Origin of the sequence: Mycobacterium sp. 155, assembly GCF_000373905.1 — a bacterium.
Lineage (GTDB): Bacteria > Actinomycetota > Actinomycetes > Mycobacteriales > Mycobacteriaceae > Mycobacterium.
Genome location: NZ_KB892706.1, coordinates 93194 through 119577 on the forward strand (window position 1 = coordinate 93194; position 26384 = coordinate 119577).

At 67.1% G+C, this 26384-nt stretch carries 24 protein-coding genes; 11 read left to right on the plus strand and 13 right to left on the minus strand.

Annotated elements, in window-relative coordinates:
* Positions 1–951: 951 nt before the first annotated feature.
* The 10 genes from B133_RS25105 to B133_RS23190 form a co-directional block, all read right to left on the minus strand.
* Positions 952–1593 carry a hypothetical protein gene (locus tag B133_RS25105; RefSeq protein WP_232423388.1) on the minus strand — a complete coding sequence of 214 codons (642 nt, stop codon included), beginning with the start codon at positions 1591–1593 and terminating at the stop codon, positions 952–954.
* Positions 1594–1694: 101 nt separating this feature from the next.
* Complete coding sequence (locus B133_RS23175; RefSeq protein ID WP_018604205.1) at positions 1695–2087, minus strand: hypothetical protein; 393 nt, start codon at positions 2085–2087, stop codon at positions 1695–1697.
* Positions 2084–3772, minus strand: a complete 1689-nt coding sequence (locus tag B133_RS0121860; protein ID WP_018604207.1) for a PPE domain-containing protein — start codon at positions 3770–3772, stop codon at positions 2084–2086. The genes B133_RS23175 and B133_RS0121860 overlap by 4 nt, the downstream gene beginning before the upstream one ends.
* 7 nt (positions 3773–3779) lie before the next feature.
* Positions 3780–4091: a YbaB/EbfC family nucleoid-associated protein gene (locus B133_RS23180; RefSeq protein ID WP_018604209.1), complete on the minus strand. Its 312-nt coding sequence runs from the start codon at positions 4089–4091 to the stop codon at positions 3780–3782.
* Positions 4078–4392, minus strand: coding sequence for a type VII secretion target (locus tag B133_RS0121870; RefSeq protein ID WP_018604211.1), 315 nt, complete (start codon positions 4390–4392; stop codon positions 4078–4080). Before B133_RS0121870 ends, B133_RS23180 begins: the two co-directional genes overlap by 14 nt.
* A 33-nt stretch (positions 4393–4425) precedes the next feature.
* On the minus strand, positions 4426–6435 hold the full coding sequence (locus tag B133_RS23185) for a DUF4226 domain-containing protein (RefSeq protein WP_018604213.1): 2010 nt from the start codon (positions 6433–6435) through the stop codon (positions 4426–4428).
* A gap of 46 nt (positions 6436–6481) precedes the next feature.
* Entirely contained in the window at positions 6482–6634 is a 153-nt protein-coding gene (locus B133_RS24745; protein ID WP_018604215.1) for a hypothetical protein, read from the minus strand.
* 74 nt (positions 6635–6708) lie between these two features.
* The gene (locus tag B133_RS24750) at positions 6709–7773 is read right to left on the minus strand and encodes a C40 family peptidase (protein ID WP_232423389.1); all 1065 of its coding nucleotides are present in this window, start codon (positions 7771–7773) and stop codon (positions 6709–6711) included.
* Positions 7774–7995: 222 nt separating this feature from the next.
* Complete coding sequence (locus tag B133_RS0121890) at positions 7996–8475, minus strand: hypothetical protein (RefSeq protein WP_157626085.1); 480 nt, start codon at positions 8473–8475, stop codon at positions 7996–7998.
* Positions 8476–8482: 7 nt separating this feature from the next.
* A complete protein-coding gene (locus tag B133_RS23190; RefSeq protein WP_018604224.1) occupies positions 8483–9259 on the minus strand; it encodes a transcriptional regulator in 777 nt (258 codons plus the stop codon).
* A gap of 240 nt (positions 9260–9499) precedes the next feature.
* On the opposite strand from B133_RS23190, the gene B133_RS0121900 reads away from it, so the two are divergent.
* From B133_RS0121900 to B133_RS0121925, 6 genes are all read left to right on the plus strand, one after another.
* Entirely contained in the window at positions 9500–9790 is a 291-nt protein-coding gene (locus B133_RS0121900; RefSeq protein ID WP_232423396.1) for a WhiB family transcriptional regulator, read from the plus strand.
* Between the two features lie 299 nt (positions 9791–10089).
* Positions 10090–10362, plus strand: coding sequence for a hypothetical protein (locus tag B133_RS0121905; RefSeq protein ID WP_018604227.1), 273 nt, complete (start codon positions 10090–10092; stop codon positions 10360–10362).
* Positions 10363–10686: 324 nt separating this feature from the next.
* Positions 10687–11913, plus strand: a complete 1227-nt coding sequence (locus B133_RS0121910) for a helix-turn-helix domain-containing protein (RefSeq protein WP_018604229.1) — start codon at positions 10687–10689, stop codon at positions 11911–11913.
* On the plus strand, positions 11910–12638 hold the full coding sequence (locus B133_RS23195; protein ID WP_018604231.1) for a WhiB family transcriptional regulator: 729 nt from the start codon (positions 11910–11912) through the stop codon (positions 12636–12638). Before B133_RS0121910 ends, B133_RS23195 begins: the two co-directional genes overlap by 4 nt.
* Positions 12639–13589: 951 nt before the next feature.
* Positions 13590–14528, plus strand: coding sequence for a ParA family protein (locus B133_RS0121920; protein ID WP_026256750.1), 939 nt, complete (start codon positions 13590–13592; stop codon positions 14526–14528).
* Between the two features lie 3 nt (positions 14529–14531).
* Entirely contained in the window at positions 14532–15206 is a 675-nt protein-coding gene (locus tag B133_RS0121925; RefSeq protein WP_018604235.1) for a hypothetical protein, read from the plus strand.
* 205 nt (positions 15207–15411) lie between these two features.
* Here the strand turns inward: B133_RS0121925 and B133_RS0121930 are convergent, their stop codons facing one another.
* Positions 15412–15804 (minus strand): hypothetical protein, encoded by a 393-nt coding sequence (locus tag B133_RS0121930; RefSeq protein ID WP_157626087.1) that lies wholly within the window; start codon positions 15802–15804, stop codon positions 15412–15414.
* A 382-nt stretch (positions 15805–16186) separates the two neighbouring features.
* On the opposite strand from B133_RS0121930, the gene B133_RS0121935 reads away from it, so the two are divergent.
* On the plus strand, positions 16187–16360 hold the full coding sequence (locus tag B133_RS0121935) for a hypothetical protein (protein ID WP_157626089.1): 174 nt from the start codon (positions 16187–16189) through the stop codon (positions 16358–16360).
* Between the two features lie 18 nt (positions 16361–16378).
* Here B133_RS0121935 and B133_RS23435 read toward each other — a convergent pair whose 3' ends face one another.
* Positions 16379–17278: a DUF2637 domain-containing protein gene (locus B133_RS23435; RefSeq protein WP_018604241.1), complete on the minus strand. Its 900-nt coding sequence runs from the start codon at positions 17276–17278 to the stop codon at positions 16379–16381.
* 845 nt (positions 17279–18123) lie between these two features.
* On the minus strand, positions 18124–18888 hold the full coding sequence (locus B133_RS23205; protein WP_157626091.1) for an ATPase: 765 nt from the start codon (positions 18886–18888) through the stop codon (positions 18124–18126).
* A 394-nt stretch (positions 18889–19282) separates the two neighbouring features.
* On the opposite strand from B133_RS23205, the gene B133_RS23210 reads away from it, so the two are divergent.
* The 4 genes from B133_RS23210 to B133_RS0121975 all read left to right on the plus strand — a co-directional run bounded on the left by B133_RS23210 (position 19283) and on the right by B133_RS0121975 (position 26272).
* Positions 19283–19834, plus strand: a complete 552-nt coding sequence (locus tag B133_RS23210) for a DUF4411 family protein (protein WP_081618309.1) — start codon at positions 19283–19285, stop codon at positions 19832–19834.
* 307 nt (positions 19835–20141) lie between these two features.
* On the plus strand, positions 20142–21881 hold the full coding sequence (locus B133_RS0121965) for a class I SAM-dependent DNA methyltransferase (protein ID WP_018604247.1): 1740 nt from the start codon (positions 20142–20144) through the stop codon (positions 21879–21881).
* A 161-nt stretch (positions 21882–22042) separates the two neighbouring features.
* Positions 22043–23161, plus strand: a complete 1119-nt coding sequence (locus B133_RS0121970; protein ID WP_198291108.1) for a restriction endonuclease subunit S — start codon at positions 22043–22045, stop codon at positions 23159–23161.
* A 3-nt stretch (positions 23162–23164) separates the two neighbouring features.
* On the plus strand, positions 23165–26272 hold the full coding sequence (locus B133_RS0121975; protein ID WP_018604252.1) for a type I restriction endonuclease subunit R: 3108 nt from the start codon (positions 23165–23167) through the stop codon (positions 26270–26272).
* Positions 26273–26384 lie beyond the last annotated feature (112 nt).

The following is a 26384-nucleotide window of genomic DNA, read 5'->3' on the forward strand; positions in this document are numbered from 1 at the left end:
CACCGAACTGCATCGCTTGATTGGAGTCCGACAGGCCACCTTTTGAGCCGCCGGGAGTGTTTGCCCCGTCCGCGTCGCTGCTCAGCGGATCGGAGAAGCCGCCGTTTCCGCCGGAGCCTCCCGTCTGGTGGCCCTCACCCAGCGGTTGTCCTGTCTCTGAGTGACCCCCGTTGGATCCGGCTCCGCCCTTGGTGCCAGTGCCACTTCCCCCGCCTTGATGGTCACCGCTGAGGCCGGGCGAGCCGTTGTGCTGAGGACCTTCTGCCGGGGGACCGAAATGTCCGCCCCCTTCTGGCATTCCGTCGCGGCCGGGGCTTCCGGGGCCGCCGCCACCTCCGCCGAAGCCAAGCTGCTGCGCCCCGGATGTGCCGGCTGCGGGATTAGCGCCGCTATTGCCCGGTTGTGTACCAGATGTCGGAGGTGTGCCAGCTTCAAATCGTGTCAGCTCTCCTGAAATATGGCCTGCAGCAGCAGCAGCAGCCGCGGTCGCGGCTGCACGGGCCTTTGCGATGACCTCAGCGATCGCCGCATGCAACGCAGCCGCTACACCGGGGTGATTCATGCGCCGGGCTTGCCCTTCGAGGCGGCGAATCTCCTCATGGGCCTCGCTGTCGATCTTGTCGAGGTCCTCGCGCAGGCCGTAGATCGTGCGAGCGACCTCGTCGGCTGCGGTCGCCATGTTCCCGTAGAGCTCGCCGTGCTGGGACAGCAGCATCGACGATTTGTATGCCGAGTTGATGAAACCATCTACGCCAGAACCCATCTGATCCGATGCAGGGAGGCTCGTGGCCGTATGCCGGATCGCCGTGGAGTCCTGCACCAGTTCAGTTGCTTTGCGGCGCAGCCCATCAGCGGAATCGGACCACATCGCGGGGTCGGTACTCGGCCACGCTCCTCCAATGATCATCGCCGAAAAGGTGCGGTGCGGCATGGCCGCCAGGCCGGCGGGAGCTACCACTTGATACCCAAATCCCCGCAGGCCGTGATCGGACCGTTGTAGGCGGCCATGCTGTCAGTCCAAATCGCATCTTGATAGGGCGGGAGAGGACCGGTCCGCAGGCCAGCCACAAGAATCTGCCGATCGTCGATGTAGCGCTGCAGCGAATGCCGCAGAAAAGGCTGTACATCCGAATGCGCGTCGAGCGCTTCTTGTGCCCGGTGCGTCCAGTCCTTCGTGTCCGTCACGAATTGGGGGGTCGCTGCGTCGCGGTCCGGCGTTCCCGCTGCGCCAAGATTCGTGTAGGCGTTGGACACCCGGTCGCTGTCCCCCATTATCGGCGCGATCGCGGTGCACAGCGCTCTATCGGCCACTGTCGTGTCACCGGCTTGCGATGGCGCCGAGCTCGTGGAGCTTGCGGATGATGCGGATGTTGCCGGCTGGCGTACAAGCGCGACCACCCCCACCACGAGGGCGGCGGCAGACAGAAGGATAGCTAGCGCGATGCCCAGCCCGGCGAGTAATCCGCCGCGGCGGCGGGGTCGCTGCTCGGGGGGCGGGGTCCACCACGGGCCTGCGGGGGCGTTGGGCGGGAAGCCGCCCGCAAGGCCCGGAGCCTGGCCCCCCGACTCGCTCTGCCCTTGGGTCGTCGACATGGATCCAGCTTAAACGGCTTTGCCGGTGGTGAAATCTCCAAATTCCTGGCGGCTGCCCACCGAACCTCGCCGGCGCGGCAGAAGGGGCCTGGGTGCAGGGGTCATGACCAGTCAAGACCTTGAGTGCGGAACTCCTGCAAGGAGGCCTCCACAGCTTCGTTGCCCGCCTGGAGCAAGGTGTTCAAGAGCCTCTCTAAACCGAGGTTGTCGAGTTGCTGCGCGATCTGGTCGTGGATGTACAACTCCACAAGCCGCCCATCGCTGCCCAGCGTCAACCGCACTAGCCCATCGGGGTCCTGGACTTCGGTGCGCAACGCGGCATACCGGGCCAGCAGGTCATCGAGAAGTGAAGCGGCAGCCCCGAGTTCGGCTTGAGAGAACTTGACCTTCTCGGCGTCGCCGAGATCGTCAAAGTTGGCCGCCTCGGCACCGAGCGCCCGCGCCGAGTAGACACTCGCAGCGTCATCACGGTCGGCCATCCCCTCCCCCGTCATGACTCCTCGCTGGGACGAACGGTGGTAATGCGTCTGACCACCGACGCGGCGCGACGTTCCGGAGTGTCAGACGGCGGGTCGGGCTCCCTGGGCGGCGCGGTCGCCGACACAACGGCCAACCGGTCGGCGCTCACCTTGCCCGTCACCGCCTCAGAGTGCGGAACCTGCGGCACAACAACCTTTTTCGAGCCAGAATCTGGAGCCTTACCACCACCGGACGATCCAGGGCCACCGCCCATCGCACCCATCGGCATACCCATCGGCATGACCCCCGGCGCGCCTCCGCCTGCGCCCTGTCCGAGCTGCGTGCCAGCACCGGCGGGAATCGCCGGGGCGGCCGGCGGCGACCCCGTCGAGGGCAAGACGCCAGCCGACAGCGGCCCACCCGCGGCCGGGGTGGTCTGTCCACCGCCGCCGATGCCGTCACCACCACCGGCCCCGCCGGAATCCACCCCACCACCGGGCGATCCCGCCCCGCCACCGGCGGGATCACCGGTGTCCAGACGAGCATCAGCCTTCGGCGCCAGCACACCCGACAGGCCCTGCGTCGCCGCCGAGGCTGCCTGCGTACCGGCCTGCATCAAGGCCTCGGGCACCGCCGCCACCGACGACACCAGGCCACCCAGTAGTCCACCCGCCGCTCCCAGCACCGTCGGGATCATCGAGGGCAGCATCCCCGCCAACTCGCCAGTGCCCGACGAGGACGCGGCGGCCGGGGAATCGGCGCCGCCCGGCGATGTAGCCCCTGTTGTCGGATCGGAGGGCGCTGAACTCGACGGGTCCTCCGCCGCAGCGGACCCATCTGACGGCCCGTCAGCCGAACTGGACGGGTCGCCGCTGGTGGTGGTGTCCGTCGCTGCGTGATAGGCGGTGTAGCCGGCCACAGCTTGGGTGTTCAGGGCGCGCTGATCGCCTTCGGCCTGGGCCAACGGCACCGCATACGCACCCCCGGTGCGCGCGTTGGCCACCGCGATCTGCTCCACCCGACGCTGGGCGGCAGTGAACTCCGCCGGAGCGGGAATGTCCTGGCCCGCCTGGACACGTTCAGCGGCGTGCATGCCGGCCTGGCGCGCCAAGGCCCCCGCGCGCTGCCCGGCGGCCTCAAAGCCGGTCGCGTAGTTGAGCAGGTGTGCACTGACCGCGGGCGCGGCGTGCGGGGAGTCCAAGACATCCGGGAGATGGTCGACCACCGAGCGCACCGTGGCCGCCGCATCAGCGGCAGCCGTTGACACCCGCGACCACGAGTCGGCGAACGCCTGACCCGCCGACGGGTCACCGGCATGGGTGGCCCGGGCCAGCGCCTCACCGCTGGCGGCGGGAATCGGTGCCAGCGGTGCGCGCACATCAGCGGGCAGCGGCGGGGCGGGCGGCGCAGCACCCACCAGGTGCCGGCCGCCCCCGCCAGCGGCGCCCAAGCTGCCGATCAGGGCGGCGTTGGCCTCATCGGTGGCGACATATCCCGTCGCGGCCACCCCCAACTGCTCGGCGGTAGCCACCAATCCGGCGGCCTGGGCGGCCAAGCTGGCGGCCAGGGACGCACCCGCAGTGGACAGCCGCGTCGCAGCGCCCAGCGAAGCTGGATCGGCACCCAGCGCCGGGTGGACGGGATCGGCGCCCGCCACCGCGGCGAGCGCCTCGGTGAGACGCTGGGCGGCGGCGACCAGACCCGCCGGGTCGACCTTCATAACCCGCTCACAATCCGTTCAGCCGAGTCAGCGCCGCAGCGAAGTCCTGCCCAGTGGGCATCCCCTCGACCACCGCGTCGGTCCCCCACAGTTCGACCAGCGCTTGGCGCTGTGCCGACTGGCCCTCGAAATAGGCGGCGTCGGCGCAGGCCATGATCCGCTGGGCCAGCTTGCGGCCCGGGCCCCGCATCGCCGACGGCTCAAGCTGCACACCGAGGACATTGCCGCGGGCAGCGACCCGGACCCACACCGCCCCATCGGGGGTGGAGTGCGAAAACGACTGCTGCTCGACCGGCAGGGACGGATCATCCGCGGTCAAGCCGCAGCCTCTCGGCGTTGTTCTCGTCGACCGCGACGTACCGGGCGGCTTCGATCCGCAACTTCTCCGCGGTGTTGCGGTGCTCGTCGCTGTGCTCGCGCAGCGCAGCGTCGCGGGCGGTCAGCACGTCGGCCACCGCGGCTTTGACCTGATGCATGATCGGACCGTAGGTGCTCACGGCGGCATGAATATCCCGACCAGCGCGGCGGGCGGCCTCAATTGTTGCGGCCACAGCGTCATGCTGGTCGGCGACCTCGTGGAACACCGCGGGGTCGATCCGGGCTTCGTAGTGCTCACTCACAGGCGTAACTCCTCTTCAGCAAAGTTAGCGGATTCAGCGCGGACTTGATGTCGACGCCAGGGCCGGCTTGGCTGCGCCGGGGGCGCCCGGGGAGGCCGCCGACAGCGTCGTCGGGTCGATCCAGCCCAGAAAGTCGGGGCTGGAGCTCACCGCGGACAGCGCCACGATCTGCCCGTTCGAGAACGCCTTCACCGGGCTGGCCGCCACCACATAGTGATCCTTGAACATGCCCAGGTCGCCGCAGGAAATCTGCGACGGATCAAGCGGGTTGGTCACCGGTGTGCCCGGCGGAGGCAACTCCATGCCGGCCTGGCGGTAGGCCGTATCAATCGGGGTGCCCGATTGATACGCCTGCACCGCTGAGGCCAGGGCCGGGGTTTTCGCGGTCGCACTGGACCCGTCCGGCAGCGACACCGTCGACGTCGGTGCGGGCGCGCCAGCCGGGGCTGCCGGTGGTGTCCCGTCCCCCGGTGTCGCCGCCGGCTGCGGATCACTGGGCGGTGACGCCGATTGGCTGCCCGCCACCGGGGTGGCCTCCGCAGCGGCGGGCTTGCCGCTTGCGCTGTCCGCGCCGTCGCCGGCGGCCTTACTCACCGGCACGGACTGATCGGTCGGCGCATCGGTCTTATCAGCAGTGGCCGGGTTGTCCCCGCGGGTGGCGGTGCTGTCGGCGGGTTGGGGCTGCTGGCCCAGTTGGGATGCCAACCCCGTCAACGGCGCGGCGCTGCCCAGCAGAGGGCCCAGACCGAGCGGGTCGCCGCCCAGACCGCCCGAGCCCAGGCCGCCCAGCCCACCCAGCGCAGAGGGCAGCATCGAGGCCAACGAGGACATCGGATCGGTTCCCATTCCCGTTGTCAGCGAGCCGGGATCGGGAATCGAGGTGCCGGGCATCGGGTCGGCCGGCGGCACGCCCAGATCGGCCATCCCCGGGTCGGTAAGGGAAGGAGCAACGAGCTGGGGAACCGGCTCGGCCGGGTGAGGAACCGGATCGGCGGGCGTGGGCGTCGGGTCGCCCGCCGCCGACTGACCGTCTGCGGAGTCAGCCGCATAGAAACCGGTCAGGGCGCTGATGGCCTTGGACTGATCGTCGGCGGTCAACGTACCGGAGGTCACCACCGCGTTGATCTGCTGGACCTGGCTGCGCAAGAACTTCAAGAACGCCTGCTGACCGGCCGCAGTGTCGATCGACATCGCGGGATTGTCCACCGCCTCGACGAGCTGCTGCTGAATATCGTTGAGCTGCTGTTGCCCGTCGGCGGTGCTGGCATGGGCGGTCAGCATCGCCTCGGTCAGCTGATCCTCGGCGGCGCTGATCTGGCTGTACTGGCCCCGTAATTCGCCCTGAAGCCGGGTGACCGCCTCGGCCGCCTTACCCGACTGCTGCTCATCGGTCTGCAACGGCGCCCCGGCCGGATCCGATGATGCGGGCTTGGCCCCGGGGGCCGCGTCGGCTGTGAACTGGTCGGCCGTGATCGGCGTGCCCGCCTTGGTGAAATACTGTTGCTGCCCGTTGGGCCCCAAGGTGTAGTAGTCGCCCGCCGCGTTTTTCGGTGTGAGAACACCGCTTTCGTCGTGGTAGCCGTACGGCGACGGGGTGGGCTTGTCCAGCAGGGGGGCCACCTGCTGGCCAGCGGGGTCGACCGGGGCGACCTTGCCCCCCTCGTCGCGGCGCAACGCCACCGGGAACACCGGCTCACCGGTGCCGCCACCGGGCCGCACCGGTGACACCGATCCATCGGTGTTGAGCAGATACGTTGCACCCGTTGAGGTGTCGTGATAGGCCAGCGACCCGTCGGTGGGCACCGGCGTCCCGTCACCGAACACCAGATAGCGGTCCCGCAATGGATCGCCGGTGTTGAAATGCATATTCGGATCGCCGTAGGCCGCCCTGGCCTTGTCCAACACGTGACCCCAGTAGGAGTCCGAGCGCGCGATCGTGTCGGCGAACAGCCCGTCGCCGGGCCGCCACCCCGCCTCCCAACCCCCGTCGATGGGCTCGTAGTGATGCCAATAGGTGGGGTCGTCGAACGTCTTCGCCGTCATCGACGTCTACCGTGCCTGCCGACGGGTCGCCACCGCGGGACCGCCGTCAGAACGCGCCACGGCCCAATCCCTCCTCAAGGTCGCGGGGGGCGGCGAACACCGGTGGGTCCACCGGCGGGGTGTCTTCGCCAAATAGCTTCTGCGCCCGCGACAAAGCGGTGAAAACCTGCGTCAGCAGCTGGTCTTTTGTCGTGTCCACTGAGAATCCTTTCTCGCGTGAGATCGAGCCTAATGCCGCCGCGATGGGGCGTTAGGCGCGAATTTTTCGGCCCGTCACGCCAGCATCGGTGGCACCGGGCGGCGGGCGATGAACCGGCCCGGCATCGGCGCCACCCGCACGACGTCACCGGTGTGCGGAGCGTGCACCACCGCATCGGGCCCCAACGCCAACTCCACGTGGCCAGGCCCCGGGCGGCCATCCTCGCCGAAGCTGTCCAACGGGAAAATCAAATCCCCGGCACGGACCTGGTCGGGCGGCACCGGGACGCCGTCCTTGAACTGCGAATAGGTGTCCCCGCCGAGCTGGACCCCGGCCTGCCGCCACGCCCACTGGGTCAAACCCGAACAGTCGAAATTACTGGGCCCCTTGGCACCCCACACATACGGCGTGCCGCGCTTGCTCAGCGCCGCCAACACCGCTCTACGGGCCGGACCATCGGGAACACTCCCCAGCTGCGCGTGGGGGCCATCGCCGCCGCCCCGGCTCAGAGAGCGCAGCCCGGCGAGGGTGGGCAGGGGTGATCCCCCGCCGCCGCCGAATCCGCCGCCCGCGCCGCGCGACGGGATACCGCCGCCGCCGGTGAAGGGCATGGGCGCACCGGCCCCGCCGCCGACACCGCGTTGCCCGTAGGCCAGCGAGCGCAGTAGCGCCGACATCCGGGCATCGCGCTCGCGGTAGGCGGCCACCACCTGGCGCTCCTGAGACACCCTGGCGCGCAACGCCCGCAACAGTGCCTGCTGACCGGCTGGGGTTGCCGAGATCGGCGCCATCGCCGCGGTATCGACCAATGCGGAGTTGACCACCTGCGCCGAGGACGACCGGCCGGAATGATCGGTGGCGGCGGCCTCACCGAGTTGGTCACCCAGGCGGGTGTCGGTGCCGGCTATATCGTCGAGCGCTGCTCCGGCTCCGGTGGCGAAAGCGGCGTAGGCAGCGGGCATCCGGCCCGACTGTGTCGACATCGCTGCCTGGCCTGAGCGCACCAGCTCTGTTCCGCCGGCCAGCGCGGCACCCGCCGAACCCGCCGCTACTCCCCCGGATTCGGGGGGATCGCCGAACAACGAATGCGCACGCCCCAATACCTGTCCGACGTACTGGACCACCGCACTGATCGACACCACCTCAGTATCAGGCCATCGGCACCACCACCTCGGCACCAAATATGGACGCCTCCGGCCGATGCGCGACCTGAGAGGCTCATCGACCTCAGGAGTTCCGCAGCAACAGGATTCAAGGATATCCACAGGCCCGGCGACGGTCGATGACTACGTGTCGCATGCGACCGCGCGGGCAACCGTCACGATGGCGAAAAGGGCCCTCGCGGTTTCTCGTGCCGGGAATCAGTAGCGAAGTTGGCGGACCTGCTTGGCGGCATCAGCCGCGGCGGCGGTGTGGTCGGCGATGAGCTTCTGCATCGCACCCACCTGGGCGCGCAGCGCCTTGAGGGCTGCGACGTCATTGCTCGCCAGCCCCGGCAGTTGCGCGGCCCGCTCCCCTACCGCCTGCGCCGCCGATCGCAGCCCGGCGGCTTGGCCGGCGGCCGATCCGTGGCCGGCGCCCGCATCGCTGAGATGGTCGGCCAGCGTGGCGTCGGTGCCGGCGGCGGCGTGAAGGCGCTGCCGTGACGCAGCGAGCAACTCACCGTGAGCCGCGGCCAACGCACCCGATTGCTCGGCTACCCGCGCCGCGATCGCGTCACTGGCGTCGGCGGCCAGGCCGAGCTCGTCAGAGGCGGCCGACGCCTCCTGCGGCACAGCGAACAACGACTCCGCACGTGACAACACGCCTGCCACCTGCGCGGCCACCTGCTCGATCGTCACCACCCCATTATCCGCCGACCAGCTCGGTGATCAAAGCCTCGATGCGCGAGGCCAGAGCATCAGGGGGATTGTGGTCGTTCTCGACGGCCACCACCAGCTCCGGTGAGGCACCGAGGGCGGCGGCGGCTTCGGCGACGGTGAGGTTGGCCTGGCGGCGGGCCGCGTAGAGCCGTTGACCGATCGTGGCCCCCGGTGCGTCGGCGGCCGCCGCCATCAGCTCGTCGTAGCGGCGGCGCACCGAGGTCAGTGCCCGGAGCAGAGGCGGGGCGCTGCCGCTGGCGCGCACCGCGGCAGCCAGAGTTGCCTCCAGCTGCCGCAGGTCGGCCAATACCGGCAGGGCGCGCGGACCGAACTGGACGTCAGTGCGCTCCGGCAGCGCATCGACGGCCACCCCGAGTGCGTTGAGCGCCACCTCCAGGGCGGTCTCGATCATCGAAACGCTCGCCGCCTGACTTTCCGTCGCCGGCACACCCCCATCCGCGGCATCCGAGGTGCGCACTGAGTCCGCAGGCGCGGCTAACGTTTCCTGTGGGACCGATATCGGGATCGCGCCGCCGCGGGCCAGCTTTGCTAACGTTCCGGCCGGCCACTGCACAACCCTCTCGAGCTTGGCGCGAGTCTTCTCCCGCGGCCAGGACCGGCCCAGTTCGAAGTGGATCAATGAGGGCTGGGTGATGACATTGAGTTTGCCCAGGTCGCGTTGGGAAAGTCCCAATTCTTTTCGGCGAGCGGCGAAAGCAGCACCAGCACGCGCCGCGTCGGGCGCAGCCTCGTCCTCGTGCATCCGCTCAGTCTATCGGCACGCACCGAGCAGACCCGGCGCGAGTTCCTCCCTCGGCGCGGCAACAAACGTGTGCGTTGCCCCGCCAGCTGCTAACCAGAGCCGCTCGCACAGACGCTAACGTTCGGCTTGTACTGCTAACGTTATGGTGATAACGTTCCATCCTGACGATAACGTTTGGTGATAATGGTTCGCCGACAAGGAACATCTCCGCCTCAATGGAAGGAGCAACCCGTGACCGTGATGCTCGACATGCCGCGCACGGCGGCGCCGACCACACCGTGTGCCGCTGATCCCGACCGCTGGCTCAACAGCGGCAACGACCCGCAAGTCAAGGCGCTGTGCCGGCTTCGGTGCCCACGGCGATTCGCCTGCGCTGCAGAGGCGTTGAACATTCCTTACCCGCAAGGAATCTGGTCCGGGGTGTACCTGGACAGCAATGTCCAGGCGCGCTCGCGCGCCACCGGCCTGCGCCAACTGGCCTCGATCGCCAAGGTGGGCAACCAGTACGCGGCCCGCACCCGCGCCGGCTAGGGCCACACCTCGGCAGATCACGCCCACTTACCCCTAATCCACCCGACGCAGAGAGATCTCGGCAATGACCCGTCGCCACGCGCACAGGGACCGCACCCACGACAATCAGCCCGCACGGTGGGCCGTGACCCAACCCGTCGAGCTCGATCCCCACCCCGTACCGGGCGCTGCTCACGCTGCGCAACCGCAGCCAAGTCCAGCACCTCCCCCTGCAGCGAGGCCGCGACGTGCGCTGGGCACTGACCCCCGGCCCGCACACCGCCACCCACGCTCACCCTCCCCCACAAAAGGACAGCCCGATGACCGCCACAGACAACGTCATCGAGATCCCACCGACCCGGCTACAGCAGCATCCCGTCCGCCGCCGGGTACGCGGCGAGCTGCTCGACAGCCTCAACCACATCGAGCGGGCCGAAACCGCCACGGAGGAGCTGCGGCTCCACCCCGCCGAACATGGCTTCCTGCGCAGGGAGCGCCCCGCCCGAGACGGCGTCCACCACCTGGAATCGGCGATTCGCGGCCTGTGGTCCGCCTACGCCGTGCTACTGCTGGTCTTCGGCGATCAGGCATGAGTCGGGCGATCTGGTTTAACCGCCGCGCGGCGTGTCAGCCCGGAAAGCGGCACTCGCACCGGCATGCTGAGCATATGTATCTCCATCATCGACCTGCACGGCGATACGCATATCCGGCGGTTAAACCGCCCGGGGAGCTGCTATGGGGGTGATCGCGACGCCGTAGCCCCAGGCGCCGCTGCCGGGCGCGCCAAACGAAACTGAATATCGCGCAACTACCCACAGCCACAACATGATTCGGCCCCCGGCCGGAAGCCGAGGGCCGAAAGAGCCGAGCTGGAACTCGACTCGTGGGTGCTTGCGCACCAACCCCGAAGGATTGTCTTGGAAGACACAATCCACGGTAGCGCATGCGCTCTGACAGAGCCAGACAACAGCGCCCGCCGTCACAAATCGTTACCACCAGCACTGCTGCCCTACCGCGGGTGCACCAAGTCCCTGCCCCGCGCCGGCACCGCCCGCACAGCCCCGGTCTGGATTCTGCGTGCCGCCGGCCACGACCATCGTCGCGGTCCGGCAGTCGACGCCATCCGGCTCGACCTCGGGGACATGCCGTGGGCCGGAATCCCCTGCTGGCGCGGTGCACAGCGCTGGGTACAGGGCACCGTGCCCGTGGCCTACGCCGTGCGGTACGCCACCGACGTGGCGCCGCTGATGCCCGGCAATCCGATCGGACTCAAGACACTGGTGCGGGTGGCCCAGGCCCGCGCCGACTACGCCGATCACCGCACCGGACGCAGCTGTCGGCCCACCAACGAGACACTGGCCCGCGCCGCCGGGGTCTCGGTACGCACCGTCCAGCGCGCCTCAACGGCCCTGCGCCTCCTGGGCGTGGCGACCGAAGTGTTGCGCGGGCGTCAGCGCACCCGCGACGAACGCTTCGCGAGCTGGCGTGTCGGAGACCGCGGCCGCGGCTGGGCGTCGGTGTGGGCCTTGCACGACAGTCGGTTTCCACAACTGTCACCCCATCCACGAAGTGGTCCCGTTAGGGAAATTAACTCCAGTAAGAAATTACTCACTACCACCAACCGCCGCTCGCGCGGCGGCAACAACGCCGCTGCGCGGCGCGCACAGACAGAATCAGGGGCCCGGCTCGCCCGACAATGGGCCTGCGCGCCACAAAGTCCACCATGGGCGCGCCGCTACCGCACCACCACGGCGTGGGCCGGAGTCCTCAACGGCGCTGCGCAGCACGGCTGGACAGCCCGCGACGTCAACCAGCTGATCAGCGACTACAGCGCCGCCGGGAACTGGGTTCCCGACAGCCCCTACAAGCCCGCCGGTCTGCTGGGACACATGCTGCGCTGGCACGACAACCTCGACGAACGTCCTGCGGCCCTCGACGAAGCCCGCGAAGCCGAGGAACTGGCCGCCCAGCGCGCCCGAATCGCCCGGAACGCCGCCGAGAGCGCCGCTCATCAACGGGCTCGCGAACAAGGCCGGGCCGCCCTGGACGGACCCGGGCACGCCGCAGCCCGCCAGGCCCTCGCCGAGGCCCTGCAACGCCGGCGCGCAGACCGGCAATCCAACGGCGGATCGAGCCAGCCATGAGCGTCGTCGACGCCACGACCGGCGCTGCGGTGCGCCCGCCGTGTGCGGCACAACCAGAACGCTGGTTCGACCCGCACAACCGGCACTACGCGCAAGCTGAATGTCTCATCTGCCCCCGGCGCCAGTGGTGTGCCACCCAGGCGCTCGAACACCAGGCCACGTTCGGGATGTGGGCCGGGGTGTTCATTAATGACAACCTCGCCGACGTCGCCGGGCTCCTGGAATCGGTTGCCGCCGAGGGCGACAACGCTGAGCAGCGACCCGAGCGCCCAGTAGCCGACCGCGCCGACGACGATCCACCGCCACCGGCGACGACGGCCACAGCGGCGATCGACATCATCGAGATCCTGGCGGATCGACGCCGACACACCGCCCTGCAGCGAATCACCGCCCGCTGCGCGGGCCATTGCGAACTCATGACACCGCGCTGCCGCTACACCTTCGACACCGTGCTCAGCCGGATCCCAGGCCGCCGCGGATGGGACACCGAGTCTGCCGCAAGCGCCTACGCTGCCTGCCGACCCTGCGCCGAGGCGATCAGATCAGCACAACGACAGTTCATCCAGAGTCTGGGATACCTGGTGATGCCGGGCTACGATCCCGCCTACAGCCCCTTTTACTGGCGCCAACACCAGTGGGCCTTCCTCAACGGCGGCAGCCGAGTGCTCCCCACAACACGCGACGACCGCACCGTTGCACCCGGCGCGGACGCGCTCCGTCCATAACGCTGCACCCGATAGCCGCGCCGCACCTGCTCATCGGAACGTGCTTGAGCGACGCCACTCCCCCAGCTTGCAGCCAGCCGGTTCGCGCCCTGACATCGCCCACAATCGCGTCGCGAAGTGCCGCGCAACCCGCGCTGGCAGACCCCGTATTGCGACCCACGAAGGCGGCGAATCGAGACCCGATCCGGCCCGCTTTGCGCCCAGGGTGACACCATCGCGGGCGGCGCGACCGACCTCGCCCGGCAAGGATTTCGACCGGTCCGCGCACCCAATTGCCGCTGTGGAGGGCAGCGATAATTGCGGACTTCCTCCGGACGCACGCTGGGCCCTCGGCATGTCCCCGACGGGCGCACCGACATCACGGTTGGCAAGCGATGGGCCGGTGAGCTGCGAGATACGGATGACGACACGGACGATCAACCGCGCGTAGAGACGTCACTCTGCACGTGTTCGGCTACGTGCCCTCCCCCGGATGCGCACCCGTGTAGGTGGCGGGATCATCCAACGGGTGCCGCCACGGCCCGCCATACGTGTGACACTACGGCTGCTAATACGGGTTCACGACGTGCATCAGTACGGTCGGTGCAACGTCCGTGTAAGCGGACGTGGGCGTGGGCGCAAGACCGAGCGTACATACGTCCATGGCACCAACCGACGCTGCGGGCGTAATAACGTCCGTAAACACGGCGGTGCCACCGTCCGCTGTGACGGACGGGTGCACGGGCCGATAGACGTGCGGGACAACACACAACGCAGCGGACGTTGTCCCACACGTCGTACCGCACGTCGTCCCGCACGGCTGTACGTACGTTGCGGCGGAGGGATGCACGAACGGTGGTGCGCCCGCCAGGACGGAGACGGGCACGCACGTCGTAACGGACGTGTCACGACACGTCCACACCCACGTGTCGCCGTGCGCGTCGACGGCCGTTCGTTGTTACGGTCACAGGCATGACAATGGGAGGATCCGCACGCGTAATACTCGTGGCCAATCAGAAGGGCGGCGTCGGCAAGTCGACGACCGTGGCCGCCATCGCCGAGATGATCGCCACCGGTGGCCGGCGAGGGGGCCGCAAAGTCCTTGTCATTGACGGTGACCCGCAGGGCACCGTGAGCCGCACCGACCTCGGCGCGCCCAGCGACAGCGGGGCTTCACTTGCCCAGACCCTGCAGTACGGGTCGCCGCTGCAGCCCCAGCGTGACGTGCGGCCCAACCTGGACGTGATCCCCGGCGGACCGAACCTCTCGATCGTCGGCGCCGCGGCCTACGCGATGGTCGAGGCCGGGGTCAACATGGCCGCCAACTTCGAAAGATCTCTGCAGCAACTGTGCGACCAGGAGCAGTACGAGCTCGTCCTCATCGATTCGGCGCCCGGCGACGTTCCGCTCCTGGACACCTTCCTCGCGGTAGCGAACTACCTGATCATCCCCACCAAGTCCGATCGGGGATCCCAAGACGGCGTAGCCCTTCTGGCACAACGCTTCTGGAGGGTCCGCAAAGCCGGCGCCCTGATCAACCTGCTCGGTGTCGTGCTATTCGACGTGGACAGGTCGGCGACGCGGCGCAATCAGGACACCATCGAACAAATCTCGGAAATGCTCGAGGGCTCCGGGGTGGAGCCGTTCGGGGCCGTCATCCGCCACCTCGAAGGCGCCGCAGTCGACATGCGCAACCTCGCAGTCACCGCCGGGGAACTGCCTGCACTGGCCAACGCCGACAAGAAAGAACGCTTGGCGAGGCTACGGAAAAAAGAGCGCCCAGAGCGCGGGATGTGGTCCAGCGACCCCAGCGGCGTCGCCGCGGACTACCAAGAACTGGTGTACGAGATGATCAAGCGGCTGGCCCGCTACGAGGCCGACAACACCGACATTGCGATCGTGGGGGCATAACCGATGGCACCATCACGAGAAAAGCGCAAACCGGTCTTCGACCCCAACGCCATCGACGACGTGCTCGACGCCGGCTGGTCCGCGCCGGCTGTACGCCCGCTACCGGCCCCGCCGCCCCCGGCAGCAGACTCCCATCTGCGCGCCGTGCCGCGCGAGGAGACGCCCACCACGGCGCCGCCTCCGGTCGCCTCGGAGCGGATTGAGGAATCCGCGCGTCGCGCCCCGGCCCGTCGCCCGGCCGAGCCCACCACCCGCACCACGAAATCGTCACACCCAGGTGCCCGAGCTCCACGGCCGCGGCCACCGGAAGTCTTGCTGTCCGCCGACGTGTATCAGCGCCTAGCCCAGGTGTCGGCCAAGGAAAAGCTCGACAAGCCCTCCAAAGCAAGGCCTTTCGGGGGGATCGTCATGGACGCCCTCGAACACCATGCCCAGCAATTGGCCACGGCGTGGACACAGGACGAACCCGCAACGCCAGTTGGCGGCGCCCTGTTCATCCGGCCGGTGGCAACCGTCGTTCCCCGCCGGCGCCGCCATATCACGCCTGCCCGCAATGTGCCCTTGGCGGGCATCGACCCGGCCAACGCCCGACTGCTCGACGAGTACGTGGTGACCTGGAACGCCGGCACCCGCTCAGCCTTAGTCGAGCAGGCCCTGCGCTATGAATTTGGCCTCTAACCAGCCCCGCCACGGCATTAACGTCAGACCACCCGGTCTGACATAGCAGGTACCCGGCGGGGGAGGGGAGCCGATCGTGCCGACACGTAGCCGCGGGCAAAGCTCCAGAGGCCGTGTTCAGGCGTCCGGCCGAGCGAGTGTGGCCGGCTGTGCCGGCGGGGGAGGGGAGCCGCGCGAGGGGCGGAATAGACCGCCGCGCCGGTGTTCAGTCGAGGGCGCTTGAGCTCAGATCACCGACATGACCAGGCGTCATCACCTGCGCCAAAGCCCGCCGATAGCGCCCACCGGCGGTGAGCGCTTGCTGAGCCGCCGCCAGGGCTTGCTGGGCGGCCTGCTCCAGGTCGTCCTGGGCGGCGATCAACTGAAGGTTCGTCTCGTCGGACACCACCACACGAGCCCGCAACTCAGCCAACTCCGCCGCCTCAGTGTCACCGCCCCTTGACGTTCGCAACTCGGCTACCTGCGCGAGCAGCTCCGCGACAACCACCTCCAGCCGAGCGACACGGTCATCGTCGGCAACCGTGGGGCCGGCGGGCAGGCCATCCTGGTAGATAAACCAATGCAGCTTGCGCAACCCGGGCCGCGCCCAACCGGGCACATCCCCTCGTTCCACCGCTCTCTGCAGCGTGCGCCGGTCCTTTCCAGTGCGCTCTCTAGCCTCAGACAGCGACACATACACACGGCCCGGCTCAGGTTCCGTCGGCACACCGGCAGGGGGGTACTTCCACCCACCACCTGTTGCCGTCACGCGGACGCCCCTTGCCTGCATCAATGGCCGAAATGTCTATTCTGCGCCAATGTTAGCGCGCCCGATGCCTAACGGTCAGCCCCAAAGTTCCGACAAGATGGGGACACGAGGCCATCAGAATAGGCAATTAGGCCATCAGTTTGTACAATTTGGGCATCGGTACGCGCTCAACACCCAGACGTCACGAATGGGAATCGAGAGAGTCGACCGCCAGCGGCAGGGAGTGCAGACTATGAGCGTTTCCGAGAAGCGGCACCGCACGAAGCTCCTCGGTGTGCGGTTATTGCCCGACGAACACGAGGCGCTGCGCGTGATCGCGGACAAGCAAGGCGTCAGCATGTCGGAGTTAGTCGTCAACAGCCTGCGTCAAGCGGTGCCCGACGTCATCGGGGCTGCCCAGCGGTAGGTCGCGCCCGCGTCCTGATTATCCGGTCATTTCGACAGCACCGAGGACTTTGTCCGCTGCAGTCAAGATCCGCTGCACCGTACTGGTGGGAATGTTATGCAAGGCAGCGATGCTGGTCGCGCGCTTGCCGTCGGCCCGCTGCGCCAATACCGCCGCGATGACCTCCGGCTTTTGACGCATCCGCGTGCTGGCCAGTAGCGAATCGGCGTGCGGCCGCCACCGCCGGATCACCGCCGGATCAGGACAGTTCGCGATCCCGGCCCGACCCTCCGGGGGAGACGACGATGCCGCTGGCACCGCCGCCAAAGCCCGAGCCTGCATCGTCGACGGCACACCGGGGGTGGCGGCCGTCGCTCCACCGACCTCGGACTCGACAGAAAACGCAGCCGGGGTGGCCGATGGGGGAGCGGGTGTCTGTACGCCGATCCGCACGTCGGAGGTGGGGGAGAGCGCAGGCTCGCCCCGCGGAGCCAAGGTGCCCGCCGGTGAGGTAGACCGGCGCGGGCGGCTCAGCGACAGCAAGCACAACGTCGCATGCCCGATGGCGACGTCGATCACCGCCGGCCAAATCCAGGCGATCGAGGGCCGGAAGCCCACCACGACCGCCAAGGAGCGAAGGGCGTCGAAACTCAAGACGAACGCGCCCAACGCCAACACGATCGTGGCCAGCAACGCCACCCAGTACGCCCCGCCGCCGACACGGGTTCGATACAGCACAGAGATGGAATGATTTGCGCTGATAAGCACCGCGGGAGGTACCAAGGCGGCCACCGCTGCCATCCAGCGTGTCGCGGCGGGCGCGATGAGTAGCGCATGGGCGACATTGCCCGCCACCGACATCGCCGTCGCGACAATCAGCCAGCACCAAAAGAAACGGGCTGCCGCGCGGCGGGCGTCCACGACGTCGGAACCGATCACAACATCCCTCACATCCCCTGGGCCTCGGCACTTCAACCGAGCCTATGGGCACTCCGGAACTGCTTTCGGCACCAAATCTTCGGGCGACAGCCGATGGCTCAACAGCTCGTCCCGCCGGTCAACAACCCTGGCGGCCACGGTCAAGCCCTCTCGGCGGACCGCGGCGGTCGGCAGCCGTGTCCCGGTTGTTGATCCGCCGTGTACGGCCCGGGGCCGGCGGAGCTACGCGACAGCCTTCCCGTCACGGGCTACACCGTCGACATTCGCACCGCCCCCGACCGTAATGACGAGCTGCACTGCGCCACCCTCGACCAACCCCTCCACTACCGGCCGGCCACCGACTACCAAGCCCGCCGATGCCCGCCACCGTGGCTCAACCACCGCTCGACCTACCGAATAGCCACTACGCCATCGAAGGGGCTGGCCCACAACGGCCATCACCGATCATCGAAATCCTTCGGGCGACACGCTGTGCCCATCGGGGGAGTCAAGGTCGTCTGCTCGCAATGGGGGCACCAGTGCGAACGGTGAAACCCACCCGATGCGCAGCCCGTACAGCATCTCCGCAGGCCTACCAACGTCTCGCCCCTGACGAACGGCGCCCCGCACGTCGCGCAGTACGGGGGAGGAACCTCCTCGTAGCCTCGCGACGTACGGCGTAGCCTCGGCATAGATTCGATCATATGTTCGATAGCCGGGCTGCGGCGCAGGACTAGCTGTGCGCGCATTGTCCAGGCCGTCCACCAGGACGGGCCATTCGTTGCTCAGGCGAGCCGCCCTAGGTGGTGCAGGAATTGACGTAGGCCGTGCACAGCGGGGCCACCATATCGGCGAGCAGTTGCTCATCATCGATGGTCGGCCAGTCGACGGCGGGCGGGGAGGTCGGCCATCGCGAGCTCGACGACGGTGCCATTGCGCAGATCCGAGACAAGATACTCATAGGCGACCAGCGGCGCAGCGCCCCCCATCGTGATCACCGCCGCCAGCGACTGGCCCGGGTGTCCCGGCACCGACTGCTCGGTGATGCGTGACACCGAAACCCCGGGCGCGTTGAACGAGCAGTTGTTGCGCAGCAGCGCAGTGGCGGAATCCATGACAGCGGAGGCCCGTTGACCGCCGACCCAGGGATCGCCGCGCCAATGCAGAATCTGGACCTGCAGCTGCCACTGACCCGGCGGGTTGGGCAGGATCACCCGAGACGCCAACGCGCTATCGTGCTCCTCAGCGGCCAGCGGTGCGGCGGCACACAGCTTGTCACTCTTGAACCGCGGACTCGAGACAGCTTCGGACAAGGGGCCCAGCTGGGGCCAGGAGTACTTGTCGTACAAGGGGATCGTGTGAGGAGCCATCCACGCCGAATCAGGAATCTTGGTGCACGCCGGCGGACAGTTGCCTTGCGGTGGCCGATTGGGATCGGGGACCGGAGCGGCGAACGTGCTCGGCGCCGGGGGAGAGGCCCGCAGCAGCGCTAGTGACCGGTGCAGGGATCGCAGCGACGCTTGCAGCTGGCGTGCCAGGCCGGGTGCTGGGGGAGTGGCGCGTGACAACCCATCGTTGCACTGGCTACGGCGATGATCGCGACAGCCGCCGCGGGGATTAGCCATCGCCATCGCGAGCCCCCTTCTCGAGCCGCCGATGGGGGAGTGGGTGGGGCCGCTGGGGGTGTTGAGAGGGTGGATCGGTGCGGCGCTGGGGCTTCGGCTGTGGGTGCCGACGCGGAGATCTGGGGGGTGTGTCGGCCTGGCCGGCCAGGGCGCGGGCGAAGTCCGTCCACCGCGGGTAGCGGTCGGCGGGGTCTTTCGAGAGCGCTTTGGTCAGGACGTCATCCAGGCCGGCGGGATCAAGGCGAAGCTTCGACAGCGGCGGGGGAGAGGCGGTGAGGTGGCGGCTGCCATCGGTGATGCCGCTGCGCTCAAAGCGGCTGGTAATGAAGAACGCGGAGAAGACCCGCGCCGCCTCCGGGACACACACACCCACGTATGTCATCCATAACGTCGGTTATCCATGATCGGTACGTCTTCAAAAGGCAGTTCAGTTCGCCCGGGAAGTGCAAGCGGCAGCGCCGGCCCTGGGGTGGGCACCCCGGGACAGGATGCCAGTCTTTGGCGTCGTCAATGCCGGCTTGAGCACCGCCAACATGGCGCGCTGGGCCAAAACTCACGCTACTCTGCTGGTCACGTGTGCAGCATCGATGCGATCCGCAACGAGCTGGTCGCCGGCGACGATGAGCTCGCCGAGTGGGCCAAGGCGAACAGCCCGTTCTTCCGGCCGATGGACCAGGCAGCCACGGCCCACCTCCCGGCTCTGTCCGGCTGGGCGAGCTCGCAGTCGTTCACGCCCGCTGCTCTGGCCGCGTTCACCGGCAGCGCCGCCGACTACCTGCTCGTGGCGTACGCCCGCGCCCACGACCACGTCGTGATCACCCACGAACAGTCGAATCCCGCGAGGCGCAACCGCGTGATGATCCCCGAAGCCTGCGCGGCGATGGGCGTGACGTGTCTGAGTCCGTTCGAGATGATGCGCAGGACCGGGGCGACGCTCGACCTGCGCAACTGAGCACAGGCCATCAAGGTTCCCCGCACCGCGAATGGCGACCGGGGAGCGAGCTGAACCGTCGGGACTGAATCCCAGTGCTACACACTGACCCCAACTGCATCACTGTGGCGCTATGCCGACGCGCCGTGGTTCTTCTACCCCGCCGCGATTCCCCGCGTGACCTCTGTTCGGCCGGCTCCGGAACGCTTCGGCTACGCCGCGACAGGACACGCGACCGCTCCGCTCCGGGAACGTCACCGGCCGCATAGGCTCATCTGACGTCGACGGACTTGGGGCTGGTGCGGAACCTGCGGAAGGGGAGATCGGGTTGAGCAAGCTGGGCAACTTCGTGTGGGGGATCGCGGACCAGCTCCGCGGCGTGTACAAGCCGCACCAGTACGGCGGTGTGATCCTCCCGTTCACGATCCTGCGGCGCCTGGACTGCATCCTCGAACCGACCCGCGACGAGGTACGGGCACTGGCCTCCAAGTACAGCGACGGAGCCCTCGACGTCCAGGTGAAGCGCAAGACCGGCCTGGGCTTCTACAACACCAGCGCCTTCGACTTCAAGCTGCTGCTGGAGGACCCCGAGGGCCTGCGGGCGAACCTGATGGACTACATCACCGGCTTCTCGGCCAACATCGACGTCTTCGAGCGGTTCAAGTTCGACAACGAGCTGGCGACCCTGGACGAGAAGAACCGGCTGTACCTGGTGACCTCAAAGTTCGCCGAGGTCGACCTGCATCCCGACGCCGTGCCCAACGCCGAGATGGGCGACCTGTTCGAGTTCCTGATCTACAAGTTCGCCGAAGCCTCCAACGAGGAAGCGGGCGAGCACTACACCCCGCGCGACGCGATCCGGCTGATGGTCGATCTGCTGTTCGCCGAGGAGAACGCAGCGCTGCTGGAGCCCGGCACCGTCCGCACGATCTATGACCCCACCGCGGGGACCGGCGGGATGCTCTCGGTGGCCGAGGAGCGGCTGCTGGAACGCAACCCCGAGGCCCGGCTGCGGCTGTACGGCCAGGAGATCAACGACCAGTCGTATGCGATCTGCAAGAGCGACATGATCGCCAAGGGCCAGGATGCCGGAAACATCCGATTGGGCGACACCCTCCAAGACGACCAGTTCTGGGACCGCACCTTCGACTTCTGCATGTCCAACCCGCCCTACGGTTTTGACTGGAAAGCCTCGCACGAAGCGGTCGAGAAGGAAGCCCTCACCTCGGGTTCCCGGTTCTCCCACGGCCTGCCGTCGATCGGCGACGGCCAGATGCTGTTCCTGTGCCACCTCGCCCACAAGATGCGCCCCGCCCACGAGGGCGGGGGCCGTGCCGGCATCGTGCTGAACGGCTCGCCGCTGTTCAACGGCGCCGCCGAATCCGGGCAGTCGAAGATCCGCCAGTGGCTGCTGGAATCGGATCTGGTGGAGGCGATCGTAGCGCTGCCGACGAACATGTTCTTCAACACCGGCATCGCCACCTATATCTGGATTCTGGACAACACGAAACGGGCTGATCGGCGGGGCAAAGTCCAACTGATCGACGCGACGTCGTTCTGGACGAAGATGCGTAAGAACCTCGGCGCGAAAGGCCGCGAGGTTGACGCCGCCTCCCGCGACCGCACCGTCGCGCTCTATGACGCCTTCGACGAGGCCGACCCCGACTTCTCGAAGGTGTTCACCGCCAACGACTTCGGCTACTGGACCATCACCGTCGAACGTCCGCTGCTGGATCAGGACGGTAAACCGGTCACCGACAGCAAGGGCAACCCGAAGCCGGATGCCAAGAAGCGTGACGTCGAGAACGTCCCGTTCACCTACGGGGGCAACACCGCTGGCGATGCCGGCCGCGACCCGACGATCGAGGCGTACTTCGAGGCCGAGGTCCGTCCGCACGTCCCCGACCTCTGGGTCGACACCAAGAAGACCAAGGTCGGCTACGAGATCCCGTTCACCCGGCAGTTCTACAAGTACGTACCGCCGCGGCCCCTCGCCGAGATCGACGCCGACCTGGAGAAGCAGGTCGCCAAGATCATGAACCTGCTGCGGGAGGTGGAAGGGAATTGATTGGTGTCCATGCAGCGGTCACTCCGCTGCTTGCGCATCTGCCGGATGCATGGGAGGCCAGGCGCTTCAAAGCGGTCCTCGACCGGCTTAATGAGCGGAATGAGGACCTGACCTACGAAATGCTTTCGTTGCGGTCGACAGGCGCCGTAGTGCCGCGGTCGTTGGATCCGCGCCAAGAACCGGACACAGCCAACCTCCCCAGGTATCTCATCGCTCACGTTGGCGATCTCGTCGTTAACCCCATGTGGCTTATTGGCGGCGGAGTCGGGGTCTCGACACTCGACGGTGCAGTTAGCCCCGACTACCGGGTCTTTCGATCACGCACCACCATTCAACCTCGATTCCTGCACTACCTACTGCGTTCTCAGCCCTACCTCGACCAGTATCTTCTCTACACGCGAGCGCAGACAACATTCGACCGCAGGGTCCAACAAGGAGACCTAGATAACCTGCCGCTGCCGATCCCCCCCATCAATGAGCAGCGCGCCATCGCCGACTACCTCGACTGCGAGACGGCCCGGATCGACACGCTCATCGAGGAGCAGCAGGGACTGATCGAGCTGCTGCAGGAGCGGCGCGCCGCTGCCGTTCAGCGTGCGGTGTCTGGTTCGCTTGAAGAAGAGGCCAAGCACTTGTCTCGTAGTCGCTGGTGGGTGGAGCTACCCGCTGCATGGCAAGTTGTTCAGCTGCGCCGTGTACTCAACTTCGTTGCCGATGGTCCACATTTTTCTCCGAACTACGTCGATGACGGTTACATGTTCATCTCGGCGCGAAACATCAAGGTTGACCGGTGGGCGCTGGAAGATGCGAAGTTTGTCTCCGCCGAGGATTTCGCTTCCTTCTCGCTACGGGTGGTGCCTGAGCGAGGCGACGTTCTCTACACCAAGGGTGGAACGACCGGAATCGCGAGAGTCGTTGACCTCGACTTCCCGTTTCAGGTCTGGGTTCATGTGGCAGTCCTCAAGGTTCGTCGCGAGCTAGTCGACCCGTATTTTCTTGCCTACGCGCTTAATAGCGGGCCGTGCTACGAGCAATCACAGATGTACACGCGTGGAGCCACCAACAATGACCTTGGCCTGACACGGATGGTAAACATCGAGCTCCCGCTCCCGCCCCTCGAGGAGCAGCGACGCATCGTCGCCTACCTCGATGAGCAGACCGCCAAGATCGACGCCCTGATCGCCGAGACCGAGACGTTCATCGACCTCTCCCGGGAGCGTCGCTCGGCGCTCATCACCGCCGCTGTCACCGGGCAGATCGACGTGCGGGAGGTGGCCTGAAACATGGACCAGCACAAGGAGATCGCGTTCGAGACGGAATTCGTTGAGCACCTGAATGTCCACGGGTGGCTCTACTCGCCGAACGACGCCGGCTACGACCGCGAACGCGCCCTGTTCCCCGAGGATGTCCTGGCATGGCTGGCGGACACCCAGCCCGACCAGCTGGCCAAGGTGGTCAAGGCCGGCGGCGGCGACGTCGCCAAGCAGCAGTCGCAGCTGCTGGACCGGATTGTGAAAGTTCTTGACACCCCGATGGACAACGGTGGCGGCACGCTGAACCTGCTGCGTAAGGGGTTCTCGCATCTGTCGGCGAAGTTCGAGATGTGCGTGTTCAGGCCGGAGTCGACGCTGAATGAGAAGCGCAACGCCGACCACGCGGCGGTGCGGCTGCGGGTGATGCGGCAGGTGCACTTCTCCACCGCCGATCAGCGGTCGGTGGATCTGGTGTTCTTCGTCAACGGGCTTCCCGTCGCCACCGCCGAGCTCAAGACGGAATTCACCCAGACCATCTTCGATGCGATCACCCAGTACAAGACCTCCCGCCTGCCCAAGGACCGCGCCTCCGGGGCGGTGCAGCCGCTGTTCGTCTCCGGTGCCCGCGCCCTGGTGCACTTCGCGGTGTCCGACGACGAGGTGTGGATGACCACCAAACTCGCTGGGGAGACAACACATTTCCTACCTTTCAACCGCGGCGCCGAGGATGGCGGCGCCGGCAACCCGCTCAACCCAGACGGGCCGCGCACCGCGTATCTGTGGGAGCGGGTGCTGCAGCGCGACGCGTGGCTGAACATTCTCGGTCGCCTGATGTACATCAAGCACGAGTCGAGCACCGATCCGATCAGCGGCAAGACCACCAAGTCGTCGTCGCTGCGCTTCCCGCGGTTTCATCAGTGGGAGGCGGTCACCGAACTCACCGCGAAAGTCACCGCGGAGGGTGTCGGCAACCGCTACCTGATCCAGCACTCGGCTGGCTCGGGCAAGACCGACTCGATCGCCTGGACCGCGCACCGGATGGCACGCCTACAGGTCGACAACCACAAGGTGTTCGACTCGGTCATCGTGGTGACCGACCGCAACGTGCTCGACGACCAGCTGCAGGACGCGATCAAGCAGATCGACAACGACGCGGGCATCGTCGTCGCGATCGACCGCGCCGAAGCCGCGAAGTCCGGCGATGTGAAGTCGAAGTCTGGGCTGCTGGCCAAAGCTTTGATCGACGGCAAGCTGATCATCGTCGTCACCATTCAGACGTTCCCGTTCGCGATGGCCGAGATCCGGAAGAACAAGGGCCTCAAGGGCAAGACATTCGCCGTCATCGCCGACGAGGCGCACTCGTCGCAGTCCGGTGAGGTCGCCGCCAAGCTGAAGGCGGTGCTGACCGCCGAAGAGATCAAGGAGATCGAGGAGGGCGGGGAGATCGACGTCGAGGCGGTGCTGGCGGCCGAGGCCGCCGAGCGTGCGGAGTCGGCCAATATCTCCTACTTCGCGTTCACCGCCACCCCGAAGGCCAAGACGCTGGAACTGTTCGGCCGCCGCCCGGCCCCTGGCGAGCCACCGGCGCCGTTTCACATCTACACGATGAAGCAGGCCATCCAGGAGGGATACATCCTCGATGTGCTCACCGGCTACCACAGCTTCAAGCTGGCGTTCCAGGTCGCCCAGAACGCTGCCGGCGGCGAGGTGGATCAGTCCAAGGCCACCAAGGAGGTCATGCGCTGGGTCAAGCTCAACCCGCAGACCATCGCGCAGAAGGCCGCGATCATCGTCGAGCACTTCCGGGAGAACGTCGCGGACCTGCTCGACGGACACGCCAAGGCGATGGTGGTCACCGACTCCCGCAAGGCCGCGGTGCGCTACAAGCTCGCGATCGACGACTACATCGCCAAGAAGGGTTACGGCTACGGCACTTTGGTGGCGTTCTCCGGCACCGTTTCGGACCCGGAATCGGGGCCGGGCGACTTCACCGAGGCCAGCATGAACCCCGGAGTGAAGGATCTGCGGACGTCGTTCCGCGGCGATAAGTACAAGGTGATGATCGTCGCCAACAAGTTCCAGACCGGCTTCGATCAACCCCTGCTGTGTGCGATGTACGTCGACCGGATCCTCTCCGGGGTCACCGCGGTGCAAACCCTCTCGCGACTCAACCGCACCTACCGCACCCCGTCGGGAACGCCGAAGACCGCGGCCACAACGGAAGTCGTCGACTTCGTCAACGAACCCGAGGAGATCCGCAAGGCGTTCGAGCCGTACTACACCGACGCCTTCCTGGAGACCGAAACCGACCCCAACCTGGTCCACGACCTCGCGGCGAAACTCGACACCGCCGGCATCTACACCCAAGCCGAAATCGACCAATGCGCGGAAGCCGTCGTGAAAGCCAAAGGCCACCACGCGCTCGCCGCGGCGATCGACCCCGGCAAGAAGGCCTTCGCCGAGCGCTACCAGGCAGCCCTGATCCACAACGACGGCGACAAGGCAGCCCTGGCCGAGCTGGACATGTTCCGCAAGGACGTCGGATCGTTCGTGCGCCTCTACGACTTCATGTCGCAGATCATCAACTACGGCGACCCAGCGCTCGAGAAGAAGCAGATCTATCTGCGCAACCTCGACCGGGTGATCCAGCCCGACAACTACACCGCTCCGATCGACCTGTCCGACGTGGTGCTGAAGAAGGTCAAGCAGATCGACCGCGGCCGCATCGACATCGGACTCGGCGTGCGGGTCGGACTGTCCGGCATCACCGCCGCCGGATCCGGGGAGAAGCGCGACCCGAAGATGGTCGCCTTCCAGCAGGTGCTGGACCGCCTCAACGACCTCTTCGGCTCCGAGGACTTCACTGAGTCCCAGAAGGTGTCGTTCCTCGAGGCCCTGCTGCGGACCCTGCTCGACGACGCCGCGCTCGTGCAGCAGGCGAAAGTGAACTCCACCAAGCAGTTCACCGAGTCGCCCGACTTTGAGGATGCGGTCGAGGACGCGGTCACCGACAACCAGGGCGCGCACCAGAAGATGAGCGACTACTTCTTCACCAACAAACCAGGGCGGGCCTACCTGATCTCCGACATCGCGAAATGGTTCTACCAGGTAGTCGCTGCGGAGCCAGACGCCGGGTAGGCCGTGCTCGAAAACTTGGAGACAGGCCGGCAGTGACGGCGAATCACGCTTACTGTGCCGAAATTACTTGCCGATAGCATTGGGGGACAACGAGATAATGGCAAACGCATCA